Raw genomic sequence first — 18,404 nt, 5'->3', positions numbered from 1 at the left:
TTCATCACCTCACTTGAAAATATGGTTCCTACTTAAGATCCTAAAAAATCTGTTTGCAATTCTCTTTCAACCACCGTGTTTTCAACTGAAACTTGGTAGGCTTTCGCATTCGGCCTTGAACTAACAATTTTAGCGATATCCTGCTCTATAAAGTGAATTGCTACTCCGTCGTCCGCTGCAATCCCTTGTTTGATCTGGGCAGTTTCTATAAGGTTATGATAAGTCGGCCTTCTTTCCGGCTCAGCATCATAATGTGGGCAGTTGCTTCCATTTAAGAACCCTAGTGCTTTAATAGGTTCGAGATCATCACCAAAAGAATCGGTAACCCCCTCTTCAAACCAACAAATGGAACCGGCACTAATACCTGCTAGTACAATCCCCTGATCCCACGCCTTTTTTAATATTTTATCCAAGCCCCATTCTTTCCAAAGAATCAACAGGTTTTTTGTATTTCCCCCACCAACATATATAATATCCTTCGTTAAAATAAAATCCTCTAAGTCTCTTGTTGGTGGCTTGAACAAGGAAAGATGAGATGGCTTGCAGTTATGCTGATTAAAAGCATCATAAAACCTAGCAATATAGTTTTCTGCATCTCCGCTCGCAGTCGGTAAAAAACAGATGGAAGGAGTGAGATTACTGGATTGCTGCAAAACATATAAGTCTAGTAACGGATTTTCCGGTTCCATTGAAAATCCGCCACCTCCAAGTCCGATGATTTGTCTCATTGTTTTACACTCTCTTCCTCTTTTAAAATTTCTCTTATTTTCATTAAATCATCAATTATGAAATCAGCATGGACAAGCTCATCCTCTTGAGCGAAGTCAAAACGGCAGCCAATAGCATGTAGACCATTCGATTTTGCTGCTTTTATATCTGATAATCGGTCGCCCACGACTGCTCCACTTTGAATCTTATATTTTTCCAAAATCATTCGAACAAGATCTGCCTTATCCTTCGATTGGATTTGTTGAATACTGAAAACTTCTTTTACCCAATTATTTAGCTGATAGTATTTAACAATGGCTTCCAAATAACCTGGCAACCCATTGCTGGCGATGAAAATAGGAATATTCCTATCTTTCAAATATGTAAATAGCTCTTCCACATGTGGATATAAAGCGCCGCTTCCGTTTTGTATGTTTTGGATTAACTGATCGTGGAAATACTCATTAGCCATTGAGCGTATTTCATCTAAATGGATTGGTAAAAGTGTTTCCCATACGACGGACAGAGGAACCCCCATAATCTGGCGATATTTTTCAATTGGCGTTTCTTTTTCCCATAAATCCTTGCGTCGAAGTTCTTCGAATGTTTCTTCTAGGCTAATTTCTAATATCTTATCTGTTTGAAAAAGGGTTCCATCCATATCAAATATCATTGCAAAATTCATTTTATGACCTCATTTATTGTGTGTATGTGATATGTGTATTTTATTCCAAATGGACTTCCAGTTCTTCTTGATCATTCGCTCTTCATAAATCGATGCACGTTCCTTTGTTTCCGTAAAAAATGACGTAGGTTTTACTTGTAAATGAAGGACATCTTCCAATCCACAAGGAGCAGTTAGGATAAGATTATCCTCTTCATCTAGTGTTAGCCCTAAGGCAGTTGCTGTTTCGGGGAATTTCGATATTGCGTCAACCGCAGAAGAATACGGTGGTATATTATTTATCACATGCATTCTTGCTTCATTCTTTACAGACCAGGGAACATTAGGATGCATCATCCATAATTTTTCTTCTAATCTCTTTTCTTCGGATTCGTCGGTATTTTTTTCATCAAAATAGATTACATCGATGTCCTGAGTTGGTGTCCTCTCCTTGAATCCATGTAGGGTGTCCCAAATTTTCGAACGAACAAAGCCTGCACAAATCCACCAATCTGGGAGTTGGAGTGTTTTAGCAGTCCGCAGAATATCCATCATCCATTTATCTTCTTTTACAAGCTGAAGAATATCATTTTCAGTCTGAATCATCATTTACCTCCTGTGGTGTCAGGCACCAGATTATAGTTATTCTAATTTGGGCCTGACACCCGTGCTTTTATTATCATGAAGTGTGGATTTGTCATGAGCTTTTCGTACGATTCTGGATTTTTCTGTTCGAATTCTTTTGTTGGTTGTGGCTCTATCAATTGTTCTAGTGAAAAATGAGCATGTGTTTCATTTATGATCAAATGTAGCGGACGGCGATAGAAAGTCACCTCAATGATCTTCCCTTGTCTTTTCCATTGATCAATAATGAATTCGGTAGAAAAATAGTCTTGGTTTTGTGACATACTTATATCCATAAATGGATGATGGACTGAAAACAGTAGAATTCCATTTGGTTTTAGTATCCTTTTAAATTCTCGAAAAGTCGGTTCCCAATCCTTCACATAATGTAAAACAAGCGAACTGACAATAATATCAAATGTATCATCATTAAAAGGAAGCTTATTTGCAAGATCTAAACAATGAACTTCTGCCTGATCACCTACTCTCCTTTTTGTTGCGGCAACCATTTCTGGACTAAGATCCATTGCGGTAACTGTAGCACCTTGTTTAACAAATTGCTCCGTATACCACCCGGCTGCACAACCGGCATCTAGGATCACTTTCCCCTTTAGATCTTTTGGAAGCAAGTTCATCATTGCAGGACGCTCATAGTGAATATTATACAAAGCTTGTGTATCAACATTATGCTCATAATCATAGGCAAGTTCATTATAGGCATCTTTTACACTATTATTCATATTCATCCACCTTTCCAAAATAGCGTACAAAAGAATATTCGTTATAAATGGGGAATACTCCTCTTTAAACACATGTTGCCAGGTACACTAAAAAATGTTTTGACAAATTGGGAGTGCATCCTCATAATTATCTTAGTAACTAAGATAATTAGTAACTAAGTCTTTATAAGTTGATTTATCTTAAATGGAAAGATGGGGATTTATGTGACAGAGGAATCATTACTTAAGGAAGAATTTATCCCTTCCATTATTCAGGAATTGAGAAAATTTAGTACGGTGAATCTGTTCTTTATTGAGGGGATTGCTGCAAAGCTTAATCTAAACGCCACAGATTTGAAATGCAGAGACCTTCTTAATTATACAGGTCCCATTACCGCTGGAAAGCTTGCTAAATTAACAAACTTGACTACAGGAGCGATTACTGGAGTGATTGATCGTCTGGAGAAGGTAGATCTTGTGGAGCGGCGCGTTGATCCCAATGATCGTAGACGTGTGATTATTCACCCACTCACACACCGTTCTCCTGAAATCGGGCAACTATTTAAACCGCTATCCAATTCTCTTTCCGAATTATTTAAGAAATACAATGAAGAAGAATTAAAACTAATACTAGATATTTTAGTTCAATTCAATGAGATATATCCAAAAGAGACAAGAAAATTAACGATTAATGAATAACAAAAGCGTAAGCGCCTTGCTCATCGGCGTACGGATTTCGTAGTCTTCGACTGAGATAAAGGAAACACAGCGAGGTAGTTCACGAGCTATTGAAAATTGAACTACCATTTTCACCGAGTGAAATTTGTACTCCCAATTTCACCTGATGTTGACTTATCGTAGGGAGGAGACGGAGAAATCCGCTAGCCGATGGCTGCTTGCGCTAGACGGAAAAGGGGGATTTATATGGTTTCAAATGAAAGCAAAATAGGCTTTGTTGTAGCTGGCCTGCTTTTAGGAATATTGATGGGGGCAATGGACAATACGATTGTAGCTGCTTCCATGCCAACGATTGTTGGAGAACTTGGCGGATTGGATAAGTTTATTTGGGTTACCTCGGCTTATCTTGTTGCAACAATGGCCAGTATGCCGATTTTCGGTAAATTATCAGATATGTATGGGCGGAAACGGTTTTTTATTTTCGGACTTATTATTTTCTTAATTGGTTCAGCCCTTTGCGGAACAGCACAGAGCATTACTCAATTGAGTATTTACCGTGCTATTCAAGGAATCGGCGGCGGTTCATTGATGCCGATTGCTTTTACGATTATCTTTGATATTTTCCCTCCAGAAAAAAGGGGAAAAATAACTGGATTATTTGGAGCTGTGTTTGGATTATCCAGTATTGTAGGTCCTTTGTTAGGTGCGTTTATTACCGATCAAATAAATTGGCGCTGGATCTTCTATATTAATTTACCGTTAGGTGTAATTTCGTTATTTTTCATCGTTCAATTTTATAAGGAACATCTTCAACTTAAAAAGCTTAAAATTGATTGGCTTGGTGCGGTTACCCTTGTTGGAGCTGTTATTAGTTTAATGTTTGCGCTTGAACTTGGCGGAAATCAATATGCATGGAATTCGGCGTTTATCATTACACTTTTTGCCGTTTTTGCTATATTATTTGTTATTTTTATAGTTGTTGAACGGAAAGTTGCAGAGCCGATTATTCCACTTAGTCTATTTAAAAATCAATTATTTGCAGCAACACAAGGTGCCGCCTTCTTCTATGGTTCTGCCTTTATTATTACAACAGTAATGATTCCGATATTTGTTCAGTTTGTTTACGGTGGATCTGCTACGAACTCCGGAGTTATTTTGATTCCGATGATGGTTGGATCAGTTATCGGAAGCCAGATTGGTGGCCAAACTGTAAGACGCTTTAGTTATCGCAGTATCATGCTTGTTTCGGTTATTTTGTTTTTTATCGGAATGTTCCTTTTAAGCACGGTTGACTTTGACACGAAGCGATATATTCTTACGATTTTTATGGTTATTACAGGACTTGGAATGGGATTCAACTTCTCATTATTAAGTATGGCAACACAGCATAAAATCGAACCGCAAAAACGAGGAATTGCAACATCTACAAACAACTTTTCTAGAACGCTTGGAATGACACTTGGTGTTACCATATTTGGTATCATTCAGAATCATATTTTACAAAACAACCTAGACGCTTTTGATACAATGAAAGGATTCTCTGGGAAAATAGATCCTCAGGCAATGCTGTCTGCAAAAACGCGTGCAGCAATCCCGCCAGAAATTCTTCATAAAATAACCGGTGCAATGGCTCATTCTGTAACATCTACATTTGCATGGGCATTGCTACCGATTGGATTAGCGTTTATTGCCATTATCTTAATGGGCAAAGAACGATTAATGGTTCCTGGTAAAGGCGATAAACAAGTTTCATAAGAAAACCACTAACAGACCAAATCATATAGTGATTTGGTCTGTTTTCTGTAGTTGTGACATCACGATCTAATGAATGCCTACTAGAATTTTCTCTCCTCCAATGGATACTTCCTCCATCTTGTCTGCTGTTTCATAATGAATGGTATCTAAGAGGATGCTTTGTTTCACTAGAGCATCGTATTCATTAAGCATGCTTTCAAATTCCGGTGAAGATTTCACATACAGGTTAATCCGTTTATCAATCGGCAAATTCCATTTCTTCCGAAGATCTTGAACGGCTCTTATAAAATCACGGACGCTTCCTTCTCTCCTCAAGTCTTCTGTTATACTTGTATTCAAAATAACAGTGAAGTTTTGAGTAGATGCCTCTTGGAATTCACTGACTTTAATTGATTTTTGAAGTAAAAGATCGTCCTTCTCAAGAATTACTGTTTCTCTTGACTCTAATGTAACGCTTAGGGAGCCTTCTTTCTTTAAATGTTCGATATCCTCTTTGGATGTTAAAGAGACTAGTCGATTCACCTCATTTACCTTTTTCCCTAGCTTTGGACCTGCTGACTTAAAATTTAACTTTAAACTATATTCAATAAACTGATTAGAAGTATTAGACCATTCGATTTCCTTCACATTCAGCTCGTCTTTTAGAATATTGTCAAATGAAGCTAATGTTTGAAAAGGCATATTTTCGACAACGATCATTTTAGCTAATGGTTGTTTTGTTTTGATTTGTGAGGAATGTCTCAAGCTTCGTCCAAGCTCCACGATTTCCAAAACAGCCTGCATTTGGGATTCTAGTTCAGAATTTATGAACTGATTATCCACATTTGGGTAATCCGCCAAATGAACACTTTCACCGACCAATGAATAATAAATATCCTCTGTAATAAATGGAACAAACGGTGCCAGAAGTCTGGATATATCTTTTAAAACGATGTATAAGGTTTGAAAAGCCATCTTTTTATCATCCGACATGCCTTCACTCCAAAAACGGCTACGATTCCTTCTTATATACCAATTGCTTAGTTCCTCAACAAATTGCGCTACCGACCTTGCCGCACTTGTCATTTGATAGTTCTCCATATCCTCCCTTACGTTTTTAATGGTAGTATGAAGTCTGGACAGAATCCATTTATCCATGGTTGTCAAAGTCCCTGTTATTTCCTCTGCAGGCTGGAAGGAATCAATTTCAGCATATAAATTATAAAAATGAAAAACACTTGTAACGGTATCAATTAATTTAGTTTTTGCCTCTATCACATTTTGTTCTGAGAATCGCTTCTGGTTCCACGGAACACTGTCCTCGACAAGTGCCCATCTTAGTGCATCTGCGCCATACTTCTTGATTAACATCATTGGATCTAGCGCATTCCCTTTACTCTTTGACATCTTTTGTCCATGTTCGTCCAGTACATGCCCAGTCGATAGAACATTTTTATACGGAGCTTTTCCTTTATATAAAATAGCTACTGCTAGCAGGGAGTAAAACCATCCGCGCGTTTGATCAATTGCTTCCACTATGACATCAGCAGGGAATTGCTTTTCAAATATCTCCTTATTCTCAAACGGGGTATGATATTGCGCAAACGGCATTGAACCACTGTCGAACCATACATCAATGACTTCCGATGTTCTATACATCGTTCCGTTACACGTAGGGCATTCACAGTGAATTGCATCTACATATGGCTTATGCAATTCTAGTGATTTCACATTCTCCTTCGCTTTTTCCAATAACTCATGAATACTTTTTGGCGAAAATTCCTCTTTACACTCCGAGCACACCCAAACATTTAACGGTGTTCCCCAATACCTATTCCTGCTGATATTCCAATCAACCATTCCTTCTAAAAACTTTCCAAATCGACCATTTTTCAAATGTTCAGGAAGCCAGTTTACCTGTTGATTTTCTGAAATAAATGTATCTTTTAACGCTGTTGTTTGAATAAACCAGCTTTCCGTTGCATAGTAGAGCAGCGGTGTATCGCATCTCCAGCAATGTGGATAGGAATGCTCATATTTTTCTTTATGAAATAATAAGCCCTTTTCGTGTAAAAGCTTAACGATGGCGACATCGCATTCCTTTACAAATTTTCCAGCCAAAGGCTCAACCGTCTCCTTATATCTTCCACGCTCATCCACTACATTAACAAAGGATAGCTGATGTTCTTGTACAAGGCGGTAATCATCTTCCCCATAAGCTGGAGCAATATGGACGATTCCGGTACCGTTTTTTTCCGTTACAAAGGATGCTTCAACAATCCGGTGACCATTTTTGACTTCTACAAATTGGAACGGCGGCTCGTAAGTAAGGCCGACTAAATCCTTTCCTTTCATAGTGTTGAGAATTTTATCATATTGCTTGATTACATGATTTAATCTTGATTCTGCCACAATGAAGATGTTATCTCCTGATTGCACTTTTACATAATTTAATTGTTCATTCACAGCAAGTGCTACATTGGCGGGCAAGGTCCACGGCGTTGTTGTCCATCCTAAAACGTATTCATTCTCTTTTCCTTTGAGCTTAAATTTTACTGTAGCACTTAAGTCTTTGACATCCTTATAGCCTTGAGCCACCTCATGGGAACTTAATGATGTTTGACAGCTCGGGCAGTATGGAGAGACACGATGTCCTTTATACAGCAAGCCTTTTTCATGTATCGATCCAAGAATATGCCAAACGGACTCAATATACTCATTGCTCATCGTCATATATGGTTGATCCATATCCACCCAATACCCTAACTCTCTCGTAAATTCACGCCATTGTTTTTCATAGGAGAATACGCTTTCCTTGCATTTTTGGATAAATGCTTCTACACCGTATTCCTCGATTTCCTGTTTTCCTGATATCCCTAAAGCTTTTTCCACTTCTAATTCGACAGGAAGACCGTGAGTATCCCAGCCTGCTTTGCGGATAACCTGCTTTCCATCCATCGTGTGATATCTGGCAATTAAATCTTTGATCGTCCTACCAAGAGCATGGCCGACATGGGGAAGTCCATTTGCTGTCGGTGGACCCTCATAGAATACGAACGAGTCTTGATGTTTCCGATTTTCAATCGACTTTTGGAAAATCTGCTGTTGCTCCCAATAACTTAAGATTCTTTTTTCCCGCATAGGGCTTGTTTCTTTTTGACTTGCTGTTTCCATTTCACAAAGCCTCCTTATAATCAAATGCGCTAGCCGATAGGCGCTATTGAAATTGAAGTGCAAATTTCACCTGTAGCTAGACGTAGACAACTTTTACAAAAAATTATCCACAGGGTGAAATTTTAAAATTTCTTAAAGCAAAAAAATAAACACACCCATCCCCATTAAGGGACGAGTGTGTTACCCGCGTTACCACCCAAATTCTGTTGTATTACAACAACAGCACTTAACAACGTACCATCATACGCGTTCCTTGTAACGGCGGACTCCCGTCAAGACTTACTATGTTCAGCCTTGCATCTCAGAGATGATATTTCCGTTAAGGCTCCACCGCTGGCTTTCACCATACCCAGCTCGCTAAAAAAGGGAGTTCCACAACGTACTTGTTCTCTTCATCGATTTATTAATTGGAATATTTTGACCATACTATCATTTTTTATATTGAGTGTCAATGGTTGTCAGGCACCCCAAATGGACATTTTTCAGTTTTGTCCGCTTGGAGTGGACAATTCTATCATTAACTTGTGAATAAATTTAGTAAGTATTTTGTGGTAGTAGTTAAAATATTGCAAGTTTGTGAATTTTGTCAATTCATGTCTAATTCTGTTGAAACATATTTTTTTTTGATATATACTTTGTATGCTTAGAAATCAACTAAATAAATGGTTCTTTTTTGATAATTTTCTAATATAACATCCACAGCCTTGTATAAAAGTCACAAAAGAGGTTATCCCATAAGAAAGTGTGAAAACTTTTACTTCATTTTTTAGAGTTTTTCTAATGAATAAAAACCTTGTATTGAAGTAACAATTCCGTCACACTTCTGGGGCAGCCTTTTTTTGTTTCCATTTTTCTAATTTAGTTGTCTAAATTAATTCTTTGAATCGAGGCAATGAAATGAAAAACATATTATTTAGGTTTAATGATGAAATGAAGCGTATCATTCTATCACCCTCCTTTTACATATTTATCATTTGTATTCTTTTATGCATCTGGCTGGATGGGGATGTACTTCGTTATAGAGAAACGCCAGCTTTATATACTATAATACTCATTTTTGCTGGCTATGTATTTGCAAGGTCTTTTATCTTTCAAATTATTGCATCTGGTGTAATTACTTATATTAAATACTTATTTGTGATGACTTCACAGAAAACCATACTAGAGTTCATGATTACATTCTTCGCTTACCTGCTTACTGTATGTATTGTTGGAATGGCTATAAAATACTACAAAGGGGAAAAAGAAAGTATCTTAAATTTGGTTTATGCACTAGCTAAGTCTCTTGATTCAAGGGACCCTTATACGGCATCTCATTCTGAAAATGTAGCAAACTATGCCCTGATTATTGCAAAGGAAATGAAATTATCTACAAAACAGCAAAATAACATATATATTGGAGGGATACTCCATGATATCGGGAAGATTGGAATTCCCGAGGATATTTTAAAAAAGCCAGGGAAATTAACTTCATTAGAATATAAAACAATCCAAAGTCATCCTTCCATTGGCTATGATTTAGTAAAACATATTCCGTCTTTCAAAAAAAACGGTATTTTGGATATGATTTTATATCATCATGAAAGAGTGGATGGAAAAGGATATCCCCAAGGATTGAAAGGAAATCAAATTCCTCTTGTAGCAAAAATTATGGCCGTTGCCGATTCATTTGATGCCATGACATCAAAGCGTGTGTATAGAGGGGATAACGATATAGAGTTTGCGATTAATGAAATAAAGAAAAACAAAGGGATCCAATTTGATGAACAGATAGCGGACATTTTCTTACAGGTTTTAGAAAGAGAGAAAAAGGAAGAGAAAAGTATAGAGGCTTCATAAGTGTGAAAAAGTTAGATTTTATATAATATAAAAGGAACTTTGTCATATAAAAAAAGGGATGTCCAAAAAACTTGGCATCCCTTTTTTTGTGAAGGAATCGTATGCAGAAGAAGTCCTTTATTTTCGTATTCCTTTTTCAATCAATACTTTCTGCAGAATATTGGGGTAATCTGTAAAAATACCTGTTACACCTATATTAATTAATCGATTCATATCTTCTTCATTATTAACAGTCCATGCATGTAGCTCTAAGTTTTTTGATTTAGCTAGGTCAACTATGGATTGATCGATAATTTGATAATTCACGCCAACTCCATACCCAAACTGTGCGATTTTGTCCATGTTCAAATCCGCCAATTGTTTTCTATCTTTGATGTGGAATAACTGCACTAACTTTAAACTGTTATCTAACATATGCAGTTTTTCTAAAGACTGTAGTGAAAAAGATTCAAAAATGATATTTTCCGTATTAATCTTTGCGGAGAATACTAGGGTAAGTAATTTCTCTTCATAGGATTTTTGATTATCCGTCGGTCTTGTTTCAATATAATAGTGGACACTATTCCCATACCTTCTGAATATTTCAGCAAGCGATGGAATTTTATAATTCGATGGCTCTTTGAAAAATTTCACTCCAGCATCAAGCTGTTTTATTTCCGCAAGTGAAAGATCACTAGCAAATCCTGAACCATTCGTCGTTCTATTTACTTTTTCATCATGCAATGCTATAAATTCACCATCTTTTGTAACTCGTAAATCAATTTCAATATAATCACTATTAAGTCGAATTGCTTCATCATACGACTCAAAAGTATGTTCTGGAAAAAGCCCCGAAGCACCCCTATGAGCGATAAAAGCAAATGGGGAATTGCTCTGCGGTGAGGCAGCTTGTGCTTGATTATTACCTAATAGTGGCTGAACAACGAATAAGGCTATTAAAAATACAATAATCATTTTCAAAAAACGAATTAATTTCATAGCAATCTCCTCATTCTTTGATGTATGGTTCTTATATATGAGCTTATGAGGTGATTAAATTTAATTGTTTTGCTGCTGCTATTATTTTGGCAACAATTTTTTCTTCATTTTGATTAACGATAAAATGGTATTTTTCGGCTTTTTGCTCTCCTCCCTCCATTTTTCCGCTTCCGTCATTCTATTTTCCACTTTTTTATCGATAAGATACATTTTTTCAACTAATAGTCTATTTTCCTTCTGTAATGCTTGTAATTTCTTTTTCCTTTCCGATTCCTTCTGTCTAAAAATTTCCATATTTTGTTTTATTTTTATGTAGTCTGACTTTGAAATGTTGGCCATTATTTCTAGTTCGAATATTACGAATTTATGATAAAATCAAAATAACATTGATTTAGATTAGAAGGCTGGGGATAAAAATGAAAAAAGTAATTATATTAATTTTATTAATTTTATTTTGGTGTATCATTATTTTTTCCGTTATAGCACAGTTATCAGACAAATTCATTTATTGGCTAAGTCCAAATGCACTTTCTTTTATAGACGAAAGAATGTCATATACATTTGGCCCTATGTTGATAAATTTCTTTGTTTTATTTTTATTATGGAAAATAAGAATTCAAAAGTCTTTATTCCGCTTCTCTCTCTTACTTAACACAGTTCTTTTTCTATATTTTATTTATTATCAATTTGGGGATTTAGGTCTTGGAAAGTTTATATAAACATTACAAAAACGCTTGGAAAAAGACCAAGCGTTTTTGTGTGCTAAATTATTTGTTCATCTTAATGCAAAACAACTGATATTTTACATAATAATTCAGTGTCGAATTCCGATTCTCTACTTCAAAATTTAACGAAGCTTCTTTTTGAAATATATTGAAAAACTCCTATCCTACATACCAACATATTGAATATATAAATGAGATTCATCCACAAGTTCAAGATCATGAGGTATTTTAATATACAAAAGTCCTGGTCCTGCGTAGTTATGTGGAGATTGATCTGTCCACCCCTCACCATTAAATTGTGTAATGGTAAATTCATTTTCGGATGCCGAAAAGGTGATATTCACTTGGTGCTGCTTCGTTAAAGTTAACCTATTATCCAACAATTTCAAACTAATTGGTTTGATTTTCTTAGTAACATCCACCATCCCAATCCCAACTGGGGTCTGGTAATAGGCTGCTTCTATATTGCCGTCATTCTTTGTCTTTCTTTCTACTACAACATTTTCACTATTATTTTCATCATTCATTAATTTAATATACAACCGTTTATCTTCATACGGAAAATTCCATTTTTTCGCAATATATTTACTATCTGACTTCGAAAGATTTCCATTCAATGCTTTTAACATCAGATTTAGTGGTTTCGTTCTCATTTCAACAGAATTACCGGTTTCCCCATTTGCTTTAGTAGTCAAAAATAATTCATTAATAACAACGGACAATACTAATATTCCTGCATATCCGATATACATCCATTTAATTTTTTTGGAATGAACATATTTTCCTTTTTTCCTCATAAAAAACCTCGTAAAACCTAATATAATGATAAAAATTAGAACTATATATATCCAAAATCCTATAATCAATTCCTTACCTCCATTCGATTGGAAATGATTGCCGCACAGGAGAACAGCAATATTGACGCAGTTAACACTTTTATGAAAAAGAGCCCTAAAGATGGTTCTACGAAGAAAACTTGATACAATGATCCTAGAATCGCCCCATTATCTTTCATCGATTGGACAGTGAAATATCCAATAAGTGCAACAGGCAATAAAATGATAAGCGGTCTGTATAGTTGAATGAGTATTCCGAACAAATATCCTAATGCACTAAAAAGAAGAATATATAAAATAGAACTAGCAATCCCAAGCAATAGGTGTTGTGGGGCATGAAAAATACTAGGATTTTGAATAAAGTGGGTACCTTTTACTAAAAAAAGGATTACTTTTAACAAATATCCACACAACATTGCTGTGACACCACCGATTACACTTGTTGTAAGTAAAAACAAGAAATTCGCTAGGTTGCTGCTTAATCTTGTTGTTACAAATGCAAAATCATCAAATCGATACGCTTTTGTTGTTATTATCATAGCTGATAGAAAGGCCCATAAAATCGTTAATCCAATTGCCATATCAGCAGAGTAAGATGTGATTTTCATATTAATTACATCTGTACCTGCGCTATAGGAAGTAACTCCGCTCATGGATAGGATAACCGCGATGAGCTGTGTAGCTATTAAGGAACTGAACACTCGCATGTAGGCATGTAACTTAAACTTATACTGTTTTAAAACTAGCTCCGATAATTTCATATCATTTAAAAACATCATCAATGCCCCCTTTTGCATCATCCGCTAGATATACGCATATATCTGTGGGAGTAACCGAAGTAATTTCTAACCCCTCAAGCCGTGCCTTTTGGATCAAAGTTGGTGTATAAACGTTTTTCACCACTACATAGGAGTGATCTGAATCTATCACTTTGGTATGATATCTATCAATATTTGCTGTCCATCGTTCAATCGTACTTGTCTTTCCTTTCAATCCAACAGCTAATTCTTTTATGTCGGTAATGGATGAATGACACAGCTTTCTTCCATTATTAATTAGTAAGACATCCTCTAACAAGTCCTCTATTTCATTCAAATGGTGACTAGATAGAATAATGGTGCGCGGATATGCAAGATAATCCTTTAACAATGCTCGGTAGAAATCCTTTCTAACTGCTGCATCCATTCCCGTTGTAGGTTCATCGAATATGGTTAATGGGCACCTGGAGGCAATACCTAGAATCATATTAAAGGTGCTTTTCGTTCCTTTCGATAATTGAACATGGTACCCACTTGAAGGTAACGAGAAGTAGTCAAATAATTTTAACGCAAGCTCTTGATTCCAGTTTTTATAAAATCCAGCAGCTGCATCTAACGTCTCGGAAAGGTTTATTGAAGATGGTAAAGTCATTTGATCATCGATGAAAATAGAGTTCGCAGAAACCATGATATTGTTAAACGGATTTTTAGAAAAAACCTTTATATCACCGGATGTTTCTTTTATAAAACCAGCTATTATTTTTAGAATGGTAGACTTTCCTGCACCATTGCGTCCAATCAAACCAGTAATTTTATTTTCTTCTATAGTAAAAGACAAGTTGTCTAGTGCTTTTACTTTGCCATATTTCTTCGATAGATTAATACTTTCGATTACACTCATTTTACTTCCCCCCTATATCTCTATATGCTTGCCGTAACATTTCCATCAGTTCCTCTTCCCCTATTTGCAAGCGGATTCCTTCTACAACTATTTCCTGAATCAAACCTTTCAGTGTTTCATTTTTCCGCTTATTACGAATGCATTCCTTTGCAGTGTTTGTAACAAACATTCCGAGCCCACGTTTTTTGTATAAAATATTTTCATCTGCCAATATATTGAGGCCCTTAGCTGCCGTTGCAGGATTAATATTAAACATTTCTGCCAGCTGATATTGCGACAACATCTTGTCATCCGTTGCATATTTCCCACTCAGAATTTCAGTTTCTAGCCACTCAGCAATTTGAATATATAATGGCTTCGTACCATCCGTATTTAAAATCGAACTCCCCTCCTATCCAACATAGTGCATTAGTGTTGTAATGTAGTATATTATGTTTTACCAAAAAAAGCAATAGGGTGTCAGGGATAATTTTCAGATTTTTTTGAATTAGTTCATTCCAGCATTCAACGAATTGATTTGTTCAATAAAACATATTTTAAGAAAAAATTGTCTATTTGCGAATTATTCATGTAATATACACTTTCTTTTAGCGTCTTTATTATTGTAAAACTTAAAGTGGGAGTCGTCCTTTTAAAGGAGGGGAATATCATCGATCCACACATGAAAGAGTCACATTCAATTGAGGAAATATTTGCTTCTACTTAGGAGTCCATATATCGTTTTAATTATTTTAAAGTTCAAAACCGCGAAGAAGCTGAAGATATTACACAGGAAACCTATATGAAGGCACTTTCATATTTACAAAAAAACAAGAAAGTAACCAATTATTTAGGATTTCTTAAAACGATTTCTCTTAACGTTATCAGAGATCGCTGGCGAAAAAACAAACGCCACGGTATTTTAATTAATTTCGATGAAAATCATTCTGCAAAATCCGATTCCAAGGATACTTCTGAAACCTTTGCTGAGCGGGAATTAATCCAGAATGCTTTAATGCTTTTAAAAAATGGACCGTAGTTGGGTATGATACTAAAAGTAAAAGCGACACCCCCAATGAGTGATTATTGGGGGTTTTTAACTCTCTTAAAACCATTACAAAACACTCCTAACTTCCATCATTGATCATGCTTCCCTTCTATGTTTTTCGCAAAGCTAGTACAATAGAAATAACGATATCTAAATGGTGGTATCTGACACCACCAACCACTAGTTCGGGAAAATACATATGTGGTGGACCTTTTGGAACTGTTACGGTTATGTAAAAATGATTGCAAGGGGTTGAAGGCGTTGTTTAACGATTTTAAGCTTGTGGACGGTCGTCCTGTTTATATACAGCTAAAAGAATATTTAAAGAAAATGATTACGAATGGGCATCTGCTTGAACATCAGAAGCTGCCTTCTACCCGTGAGCTAAGTACCTTATTATCCGTCAGCCGGAATACGGTTCTCACTGCTTACGCGGATTTGGAACAGGAAGGGCTTATTTACGCGATTAAAGGAAAAGGGAATTTTGTCGGGCGGGTACAGACTTCGAAGGCACCTTCCATCCAACTCAATTGGGAAGAAAAAATGGGTAAGGTCACCTTACTTGCCGAGGAAATGGATCTGATGAAGCACGGTATCCGTTGGAATAAAGGAATGATTGCATTCAATAGCATCGCACCCGATGAAAAGCTTTTTGATGTCGAAAATTTTAAAAGGGCTTTTCTTACGAGGATGTCCCTTGAAGGTGATATTGTTCTTAACTATGGATATGCAAAAGGCTTCAAACCCCTGATCGAATATCTTTTACACTATATGGAAATAAAAGGCGTGGATATTTCGAACAAGGATATTTTAATTACGAATGGTTTTACAGAAGGGCTGGATATTTTATTATCCTCCCTAGCCAAAAAATCCGGTCGAATCCTTTGCGAAAATCCTACTCATCATTCCGCTCTTAAGCTTTTCCGTTTGCATGGGTTTGAAATCCACGGAATTAAAATGGATGATGATGGCATAAACATACCGCAACTAGAAAAAACCTTGTCCGAAGCAGATTTTGATTTTGCCTATTTAATCCCGTCCTATCATAATCCAACCGGGATCGTTACCTCCTCTGAAAAAAGATTGGAGATTATGAGGCTTCTGTCAAATTATCAAATTCCGATTTTGGAGGATGGATTTAACGAAGAATTGCGCTATTCAGGTGCCCACTTAGCCCCTTTTGCAGCCTTTGCTGGCAATGGAAATAATGTCATCTACTTAAGCAGCTTCTCCAAAATCCTTTTTCCAGGATTGCGTGTTGGCTGGATTTTGGCAGACAAAGAGCTGATTTATTACCTGGAAAGTATGAAGCGGGCACGAACTATTCACACTTCAACACTGGATCAGGCGGTATTATATCAATATTTGCATGACGGCCAATTTGAAAAATATTTAAAAAAAGCCAGATCTGTTTATAAAAAGAAATACGAATTAGCCGTTCATGCCTGTGAGCAATTCATTCCTTTTAAAAGAATGACCGGTGATGGTGGCCTACACCTTTTTATCGAATTAGAAAACCACATGGATGTGCGAAAGCTATTAAAAAAATGCTATCAAATGGGAGTTGTCTTTTCACCAGGAGATGTTTTTTATACAGATGACGGGGGGAGCAATACCTTCCGTTTAGGATTTTCAAGATTAAAAGATGCAGAAATCGTGCGTGGGATAAAAATTATTGGAGATATATTGAGGACCTTTTCGAATTGATTGCTGCTTTTCGTCCTTTACTATAAATCCTAATCGAACTTATATGTCGGGGCATCTATTCTTATAAAGTTTATTTATTTTTAACCTAAATAAGTTTGTTACCTACAGTTCCGTATACAAAAGTAGCAAAGTTTAAGAAAAAAGCCTAATTGAAAAAAGAATATGGAGGTTCATAAAAATGAAAGTTGGCGTAATAATGGGAGGAGTATCCTCCGAAAAACAAGTGTCCCTTATGACTGGGGAAGAAATGATTGCACATTTGGATAAAAATAAATATGAGGTTGTTCCTGTTCAACTTAACAATAAGGAAGAGCTGGTTGAAAAAGCGAAAAATCTTGATATCGCGCTTTTAGCCCTCCACGGAAAATACGGAGAGGACGGAACTATCCAAGGTACCCTCGAAACGCTAGGCATACCTTATACCGGAAGCGGCATGCTTTCCAGCAGTATCTGTATGGATAAAAATATCTCGAAGAAAATTATTCGTTATGAGGGTATTCCAACAGCAGATTGGATTCTCCTTTCGAATATGGAAGAGCTACATTTGGATGAAATAGATAAAATGGGATATCCGGTTGTAGTAAAACCAAATTCCGGCGGTTCGAGTGTGGGAGTAAAAATCGTGTATGATAAAGAAACTTTACTATCCTCTGTTGCAGAAGTGTTTGAATGGGATCCGGAAGTAATGATTGAAAAGTATATAAAAGGTGACGAAATTACGTGCTCTATTTTTGACGGTAAGCTTCTACCCATTATTTCGATTCGACATGCTGCTGAGTTTTTTGACTATAATGCTAAATATGATGATGCCGCTACCATAGAAGAGGTGGTGGAATTGCCTTCAGAATTAGAGGAACGTGTCGGTGAAGCTGCAATGGCTTGCTACAAAGCATTGAAATGCAGTGTTTACGCAAGAATTGACATGATGGTCAAGGATGGCATTCCATATGTCATGGAGGTTAATACCTTACCTGGCATGACGAGAAATAGCTTACTGCCAAAGAGCGCTCAAGCGGCGGGTATTTCTTACAACGAGCTATTAGATATGATTATTGAAACTTCGATGCAGGTTCGAAGAATGGAAGGATTTAAGAAATAAGCTGTCCGTCTATCTTGGGATTAGAAATGGTTTTCGAGGAGAGTCGGTGGATTAATCGATTCTATACTAATCATCATTCTATTAATACTTTTTGTCACTTTTAAAAAGGAAGTCTTTTAACTGAAAGACTTCCTTTTCACATTGTTTTCTGCTTTTTGCACCAAATTTCTAAAACCGTGTTTTGGTTGTCTTCGCGTCATCTTTTTTCTTCATAGTAATTCTCAATTTGATTT

At 36.3% G+C, this 18,404-nt stretch carries 17 protein-coding genes and 1 other annotated feature; of the genes, 7 read left to right on the top strand and 10 right to left on the bottom strand.

The window, feature by feature from the left end:
* Positions 1-32: 32 nt before the first annotated feature.
* From AC3WJF_RS03735 to AC3WJF_RS03720, 4 genes are read right to left on the bottom strand one after another with little or no spacing between them, the layout of a single operon-like run.
* Positions 33-728, bottom strand: a complete 696-nt coding sequence (locus tag AC3WJF_RS03735; RefSeq protein ID WP_492449759.1) for a Type 1 glutamine amidotransferase-like domain-containing protein — start codon at positions 726-728, stop codon at positions 33-35.
* Entirely contained in the window at positions 725-1,393 is a 669-nt protein-coding gene (locus AC3WJF_RS03730; RefSeq protein ID WP_492449758.1) for an HAD hydrolase-like protein, read from the bottom strand. Before AC3WJF_RS03730 ends, AC3WJF_RS03735 begins: the two co-directional genes overlap by 4 nt.
* Before the next feature lie 9 nt (positions 1,394-1,402).
* Entirely contained in the window at positions 1,403-1,981 is a 579-nt protein-coding gene (locus AC3WJF_RS03725) for a nucleotidyltransferase family protein (protein WP_492449757.1), read from the bottom strand.
* A gap of 38 nt (positions 1,982-2,019) precedes the next feature.
* A complete protein-coding gene (locus AC3WJF_RS03720; protein ID WP_492449756.1) occupies positions 2,020-2,736 on the bottom strand; it encodes a class I SAM-dependent methyltransferase in 717 nt (238 codons plus the stop codon).
* Positions 2,737-2,940: 204 nt separating this feature from the next.
* Here AC3WJF_RS03720 and AC3WJF_RS03715 point away from each other — a divergent pair, with 204 nt between their 5' ends.
* A complete protein-coding gene (locus AC3WJF_RS03715; protein ID WP_492449755.1) occupies positions 2,941-3,414 on the top strand; it encodes a MarR family transcriptional regulator in 474 nt (157 codons plus the stop codon).
* Positions 3,415-3,639: 225 nt separating this feature from the next.
* Positions 3,640-5,148 carry an MDR family MFS transporter gene (locus AC3WJF_RS03710; RefSeq protein ID WP_492449754.1) on the top strand — a complete coding sequence of 503 codons (1,509 nt, stop codon included), beginning with the start codon at positions 3,640-3,642 and terminating at the stop codon, positions 5,146-5,148.
* Positions 5,149-5,214: 66 nt separating this feature from the next.
* On the opposite strand, the gene ileS is transcribed toward AC3WJF_RS03710, so the two are convergent.
* Positions 5,215-8,301: an isoleucine--tRNA ligase gene (ileS, locus tag AC3WJF_RS03705; RefSeq protein ID WP_492449753.1), complete on the bottom strand. Its 3,087-nt coding sequence runs from the start codon at positions 8,299-8,301 to the stop codon at positions 5,215-5,217.
* Between the two features lie 164 nt (positions 8,302-8,465).
* Positions 8,466-8,706: a binding site (T-box leader), on the bottom strand.
* A 492-nt stretch (positions 8,707-9,198) separates the two neighbouring features.
* Between ileS and AC3WJF_RS03700 the strand changes: the two genes are divergently transcribed.
* The gene (locus AC3WJF_RS03700; RefSeq protein WP_492449752.1) at positions 9,199-10,140 is read left to right on the top strand and encodes an HD-GYP domain-containing protein; all 942 of its coding nucleotides are present in this window, start codon (positions 9,199-9,201) and stop codon (positions 10,138-10,140) included.
* Between the two features lie 117 nt (positions 10,141-10,257).
* Here AC3WJF_RS03700 and AC3WJF_RS03695 read toward each other — a convergent pair whose 3' ends face one another.
* Positions 10,258-11,118 carry a glycerophosphodiester phosphodiesterase family protein gene (locus AC3WJF_RS03695; RefSeq protein ID WP_492449751.1) on the bottom strand — a complete coding sequence of 287 codons (861 nt, stop codon included), beginning with the start codon at positions 11,116-11,118 and terminating at the stop codon, positions 10,258-10,260.
* 416 nt (positions 11,119-11,534) lie between these two features.
* Between AC3WJF_RS03695 and AC3WJF_RS03690 the strand changes: the two genes are divergently transcribed.
* Positions 11,535-11,837 (top strand): hypothetical protein, encoded by a 303-nt coding sequence (locus tag AC3WJF_RS03690; RefSeq protein WP_492449750.1) that lies wholly within the window; start codon positions 11,535-11,537, stop codon positions 11,835-11,837.
* Between the two features lie 170 nt (positions 11,838-12,007).
* Here AC3WJF_RS03690 and AC3WJF_RS03685 read toward each other — a convergent pair whose 3' ends face one another.
* The 4 genes from AC3WJF_RS03685 to AC3WJF_RS03670 all read right to left on the bottom strand — a co-directional run bounded on the left by AC3WJF_RS03685 (position 12,008) and on the right by AC3WJF_RS03670 (position 14,678).
* Complete coding sequence (locus AC3WJF_RS03685) at positions 12,008-12,640, bottom strand: hypothetical protein (protein WP_492449749.1); 633 nt, start codon at positions 12,638-12,640, stop codon at positions 12,008-12,010.
* Positions 12,641-12,705: 65 nt separating this feature from the next.
* The gene (locus AC3WJF_RS03680; protein ID WP_492449748.1) at positions 12,706-13,458 is read right to left on the bottom strand and encodes a hypothetical protein; all 753 of its coding nucleotides are present in this window, start codon (positions 13,456-13,458) and stop codon (positions 12,706-12,708) included.
* Positions 13,442-14,338 (bottom strand): ATP-binding cassette domain-containing protein, encoded by an 897-nt coding sequence (locus tag AC3WJF_RS03675; protein ID WP_492449747.1) that lies wholly within the window; start codon positions 14,336-14,338, stop codon positions 13,442-13,444. Before AC3WJF_RS03675 ends, AC3WJF_RS03680 begins: the two co-directional genes overlap by 17 nt.
* A gap of 1 nt (position 14,339) precedes the next feature.
* Positions 14,340-14,678, bottom strand: coding sequence for a GntR family transcriptional regulator (locus AC3WJF_RS03670; protein WP_492449807.1), 339 nt, complete (start codon positions 14,676-14,678; stop codon positions 14,340-14,342).
* 372 nt (positions 14,679-15,050) lie between these two features.
* Here AC3WJF_RS03670 and AC3WJF_RS03665 point away from each other — a divergent pair, with 372 nt between their 5' ends.
* The 3 genes from AC3WJF_RS03665 (at position 15,051) to AC3WJF_RS03655 (ending at position 18,171) form a co-directional block, all read left to right on the top strand.
* A complete protein-coding gene (locus tag AC3WJF_RS03665) occupies positions 15,051-15,356 on the top strand; it encodes an RNA polymerase sigma factor (RefSeq protein WP_492449806.1) in 306 nt (101 codons plus the stop codon).
* 270 nt (positions 15,357-15,626) lie between these two features.
* Positions 15,627-17,072, top strand: a complete 1,446-nt coding sequence (gene pdxR, locus AC3WJF_RS03660) for a MocR-like pyridoxine biosynthesis transcription factor PdxR (RefSeq protein WP_492449746.1) — start codon at positions 15,627-15,629, stop codon at positions 17,070-17,072.
* 178 nt (positions 17,073-17,250) lie between these two features.
* On the top strand, positions 17,251-18,171 hold the full coding sequence (locus AC3WJF_RS03655) for a D-alanine--D-alanine ligase (protein WP_492449745.1): 921 nt from the start codon (positions 17,251-17,253) through the stop codon (positions 18,169-18,171).
* The last annotated feature ends 233 nt before the right edge of the window (positions 18,172-18,404 follow it).

Source organism: Heyndrickxia sp. FW510-T9 (genome assembly GCF_058781025.1).
Note: the sequence above shows the minus strand (reverse complement) of the source record. Positions and strands in the feature narration are given on the sequence as shown.

What these genes read in the sequence shown, in the direction of transcription:
- AC3WJF_RS03655 (WP_492449745.1), top strand. Translation starts at nt 17,251, where the DNA reads ATGAAAGTTGGCGTAATAATGGGAGGAGTATCCTCCGAAAAACAAGTG.
- AC3WJF_RS03720 (WP_492449756.1), bottom strand. Translation starts at nt 2,736, where the DNA reads ATGAATAATAGTGTAAAAGATGCCTATAATGAACTTGCCTATGATTAT.
- AC3WJF_RS03700 (WP_492449752.1), top strand. Translation starts at nt 9,199, where the DNA reads ATGAAAAACATATTATTTAGGTTTAATGATGAAATGAAGCGTATCATT.
- AC3WJF_RS03710 (WP_492449754.1), top strand. Translation starts at nt 3,640, where the DNA reads ATGGTTTCAAATGAAAGCAAAATAGGCTTTGTTGTAGCTGGCCTGCTT.
- AC3WJF_RS03735 (WP_492449759.1), bottom strand. Translation starts at nt 728, where the DNA reads ATGAGACAAATCATCGGACTTGGAGGTGGCGGATTTTCAATGGAACCG.
- AC3WJF_RS03680 (WP_492449748.1), bottom strand. Translation starts at nt 13,458, where the DNA reads ATGATGTTTTTAAATGATATGAAATTATCGGAGCTAGTTTTAAAACAG.
- ileS (WP_492449753.1), bottom strand. Translation starts at nt 8,301, where the DNA reads ATGGAAACAGCAAGTCAAAAAGAAACAAGCCCTATGCGGGAAAAAAGA.
- AC3WJF_RS03675 (WP_492449747.1), bottom strand. Translation starts at nt 14,338, where the DNA reads ATGAGTGTAATCGAAAGTATTAATCTATCGAAGAAATATGGCAAAGTA.
- AC3WJF_RS03685 (WP_492449749.1), bottom strand. Translation starts at nt 12,640, where the DNA reads ATGAGGAAAAAAGGAAAATATGTTCATTCCAAAAAAATTAAATGGATG.
- AC3WJF_RS03695 (WP_492449751.1), bottom strand. Translation starts at nt 11,118, where the DNA reads ATGAAATTAATTCGTTTTTTGAAAATGATTATTGTATTTTTAATAGCC.
- AC3WJF_RS03690 (WP_492449750.1), top strand. Translation starts at nt 11,535, where the DNA reads ATGAAAAAAGTAATTATATTAATTTTATTAATTTTATTTTGGTGTATC.
- AC3WJF_RS03725 (WP_492449757.1), bottom strand. Translation starts at nt 1,981, where the DNA reads ATGATGATTCAGACTGAAAATGATATTCTTCAGCTTGTAAAAGAAGAT.
- AC3WJF_RS03730 (WP_492449758.1), bottom strand. Translation starts at nt 1,393, where the DNA reads ATGAATTTTGCAATGATATTTGATATGGATGGAACCCTTTTTCAAACA.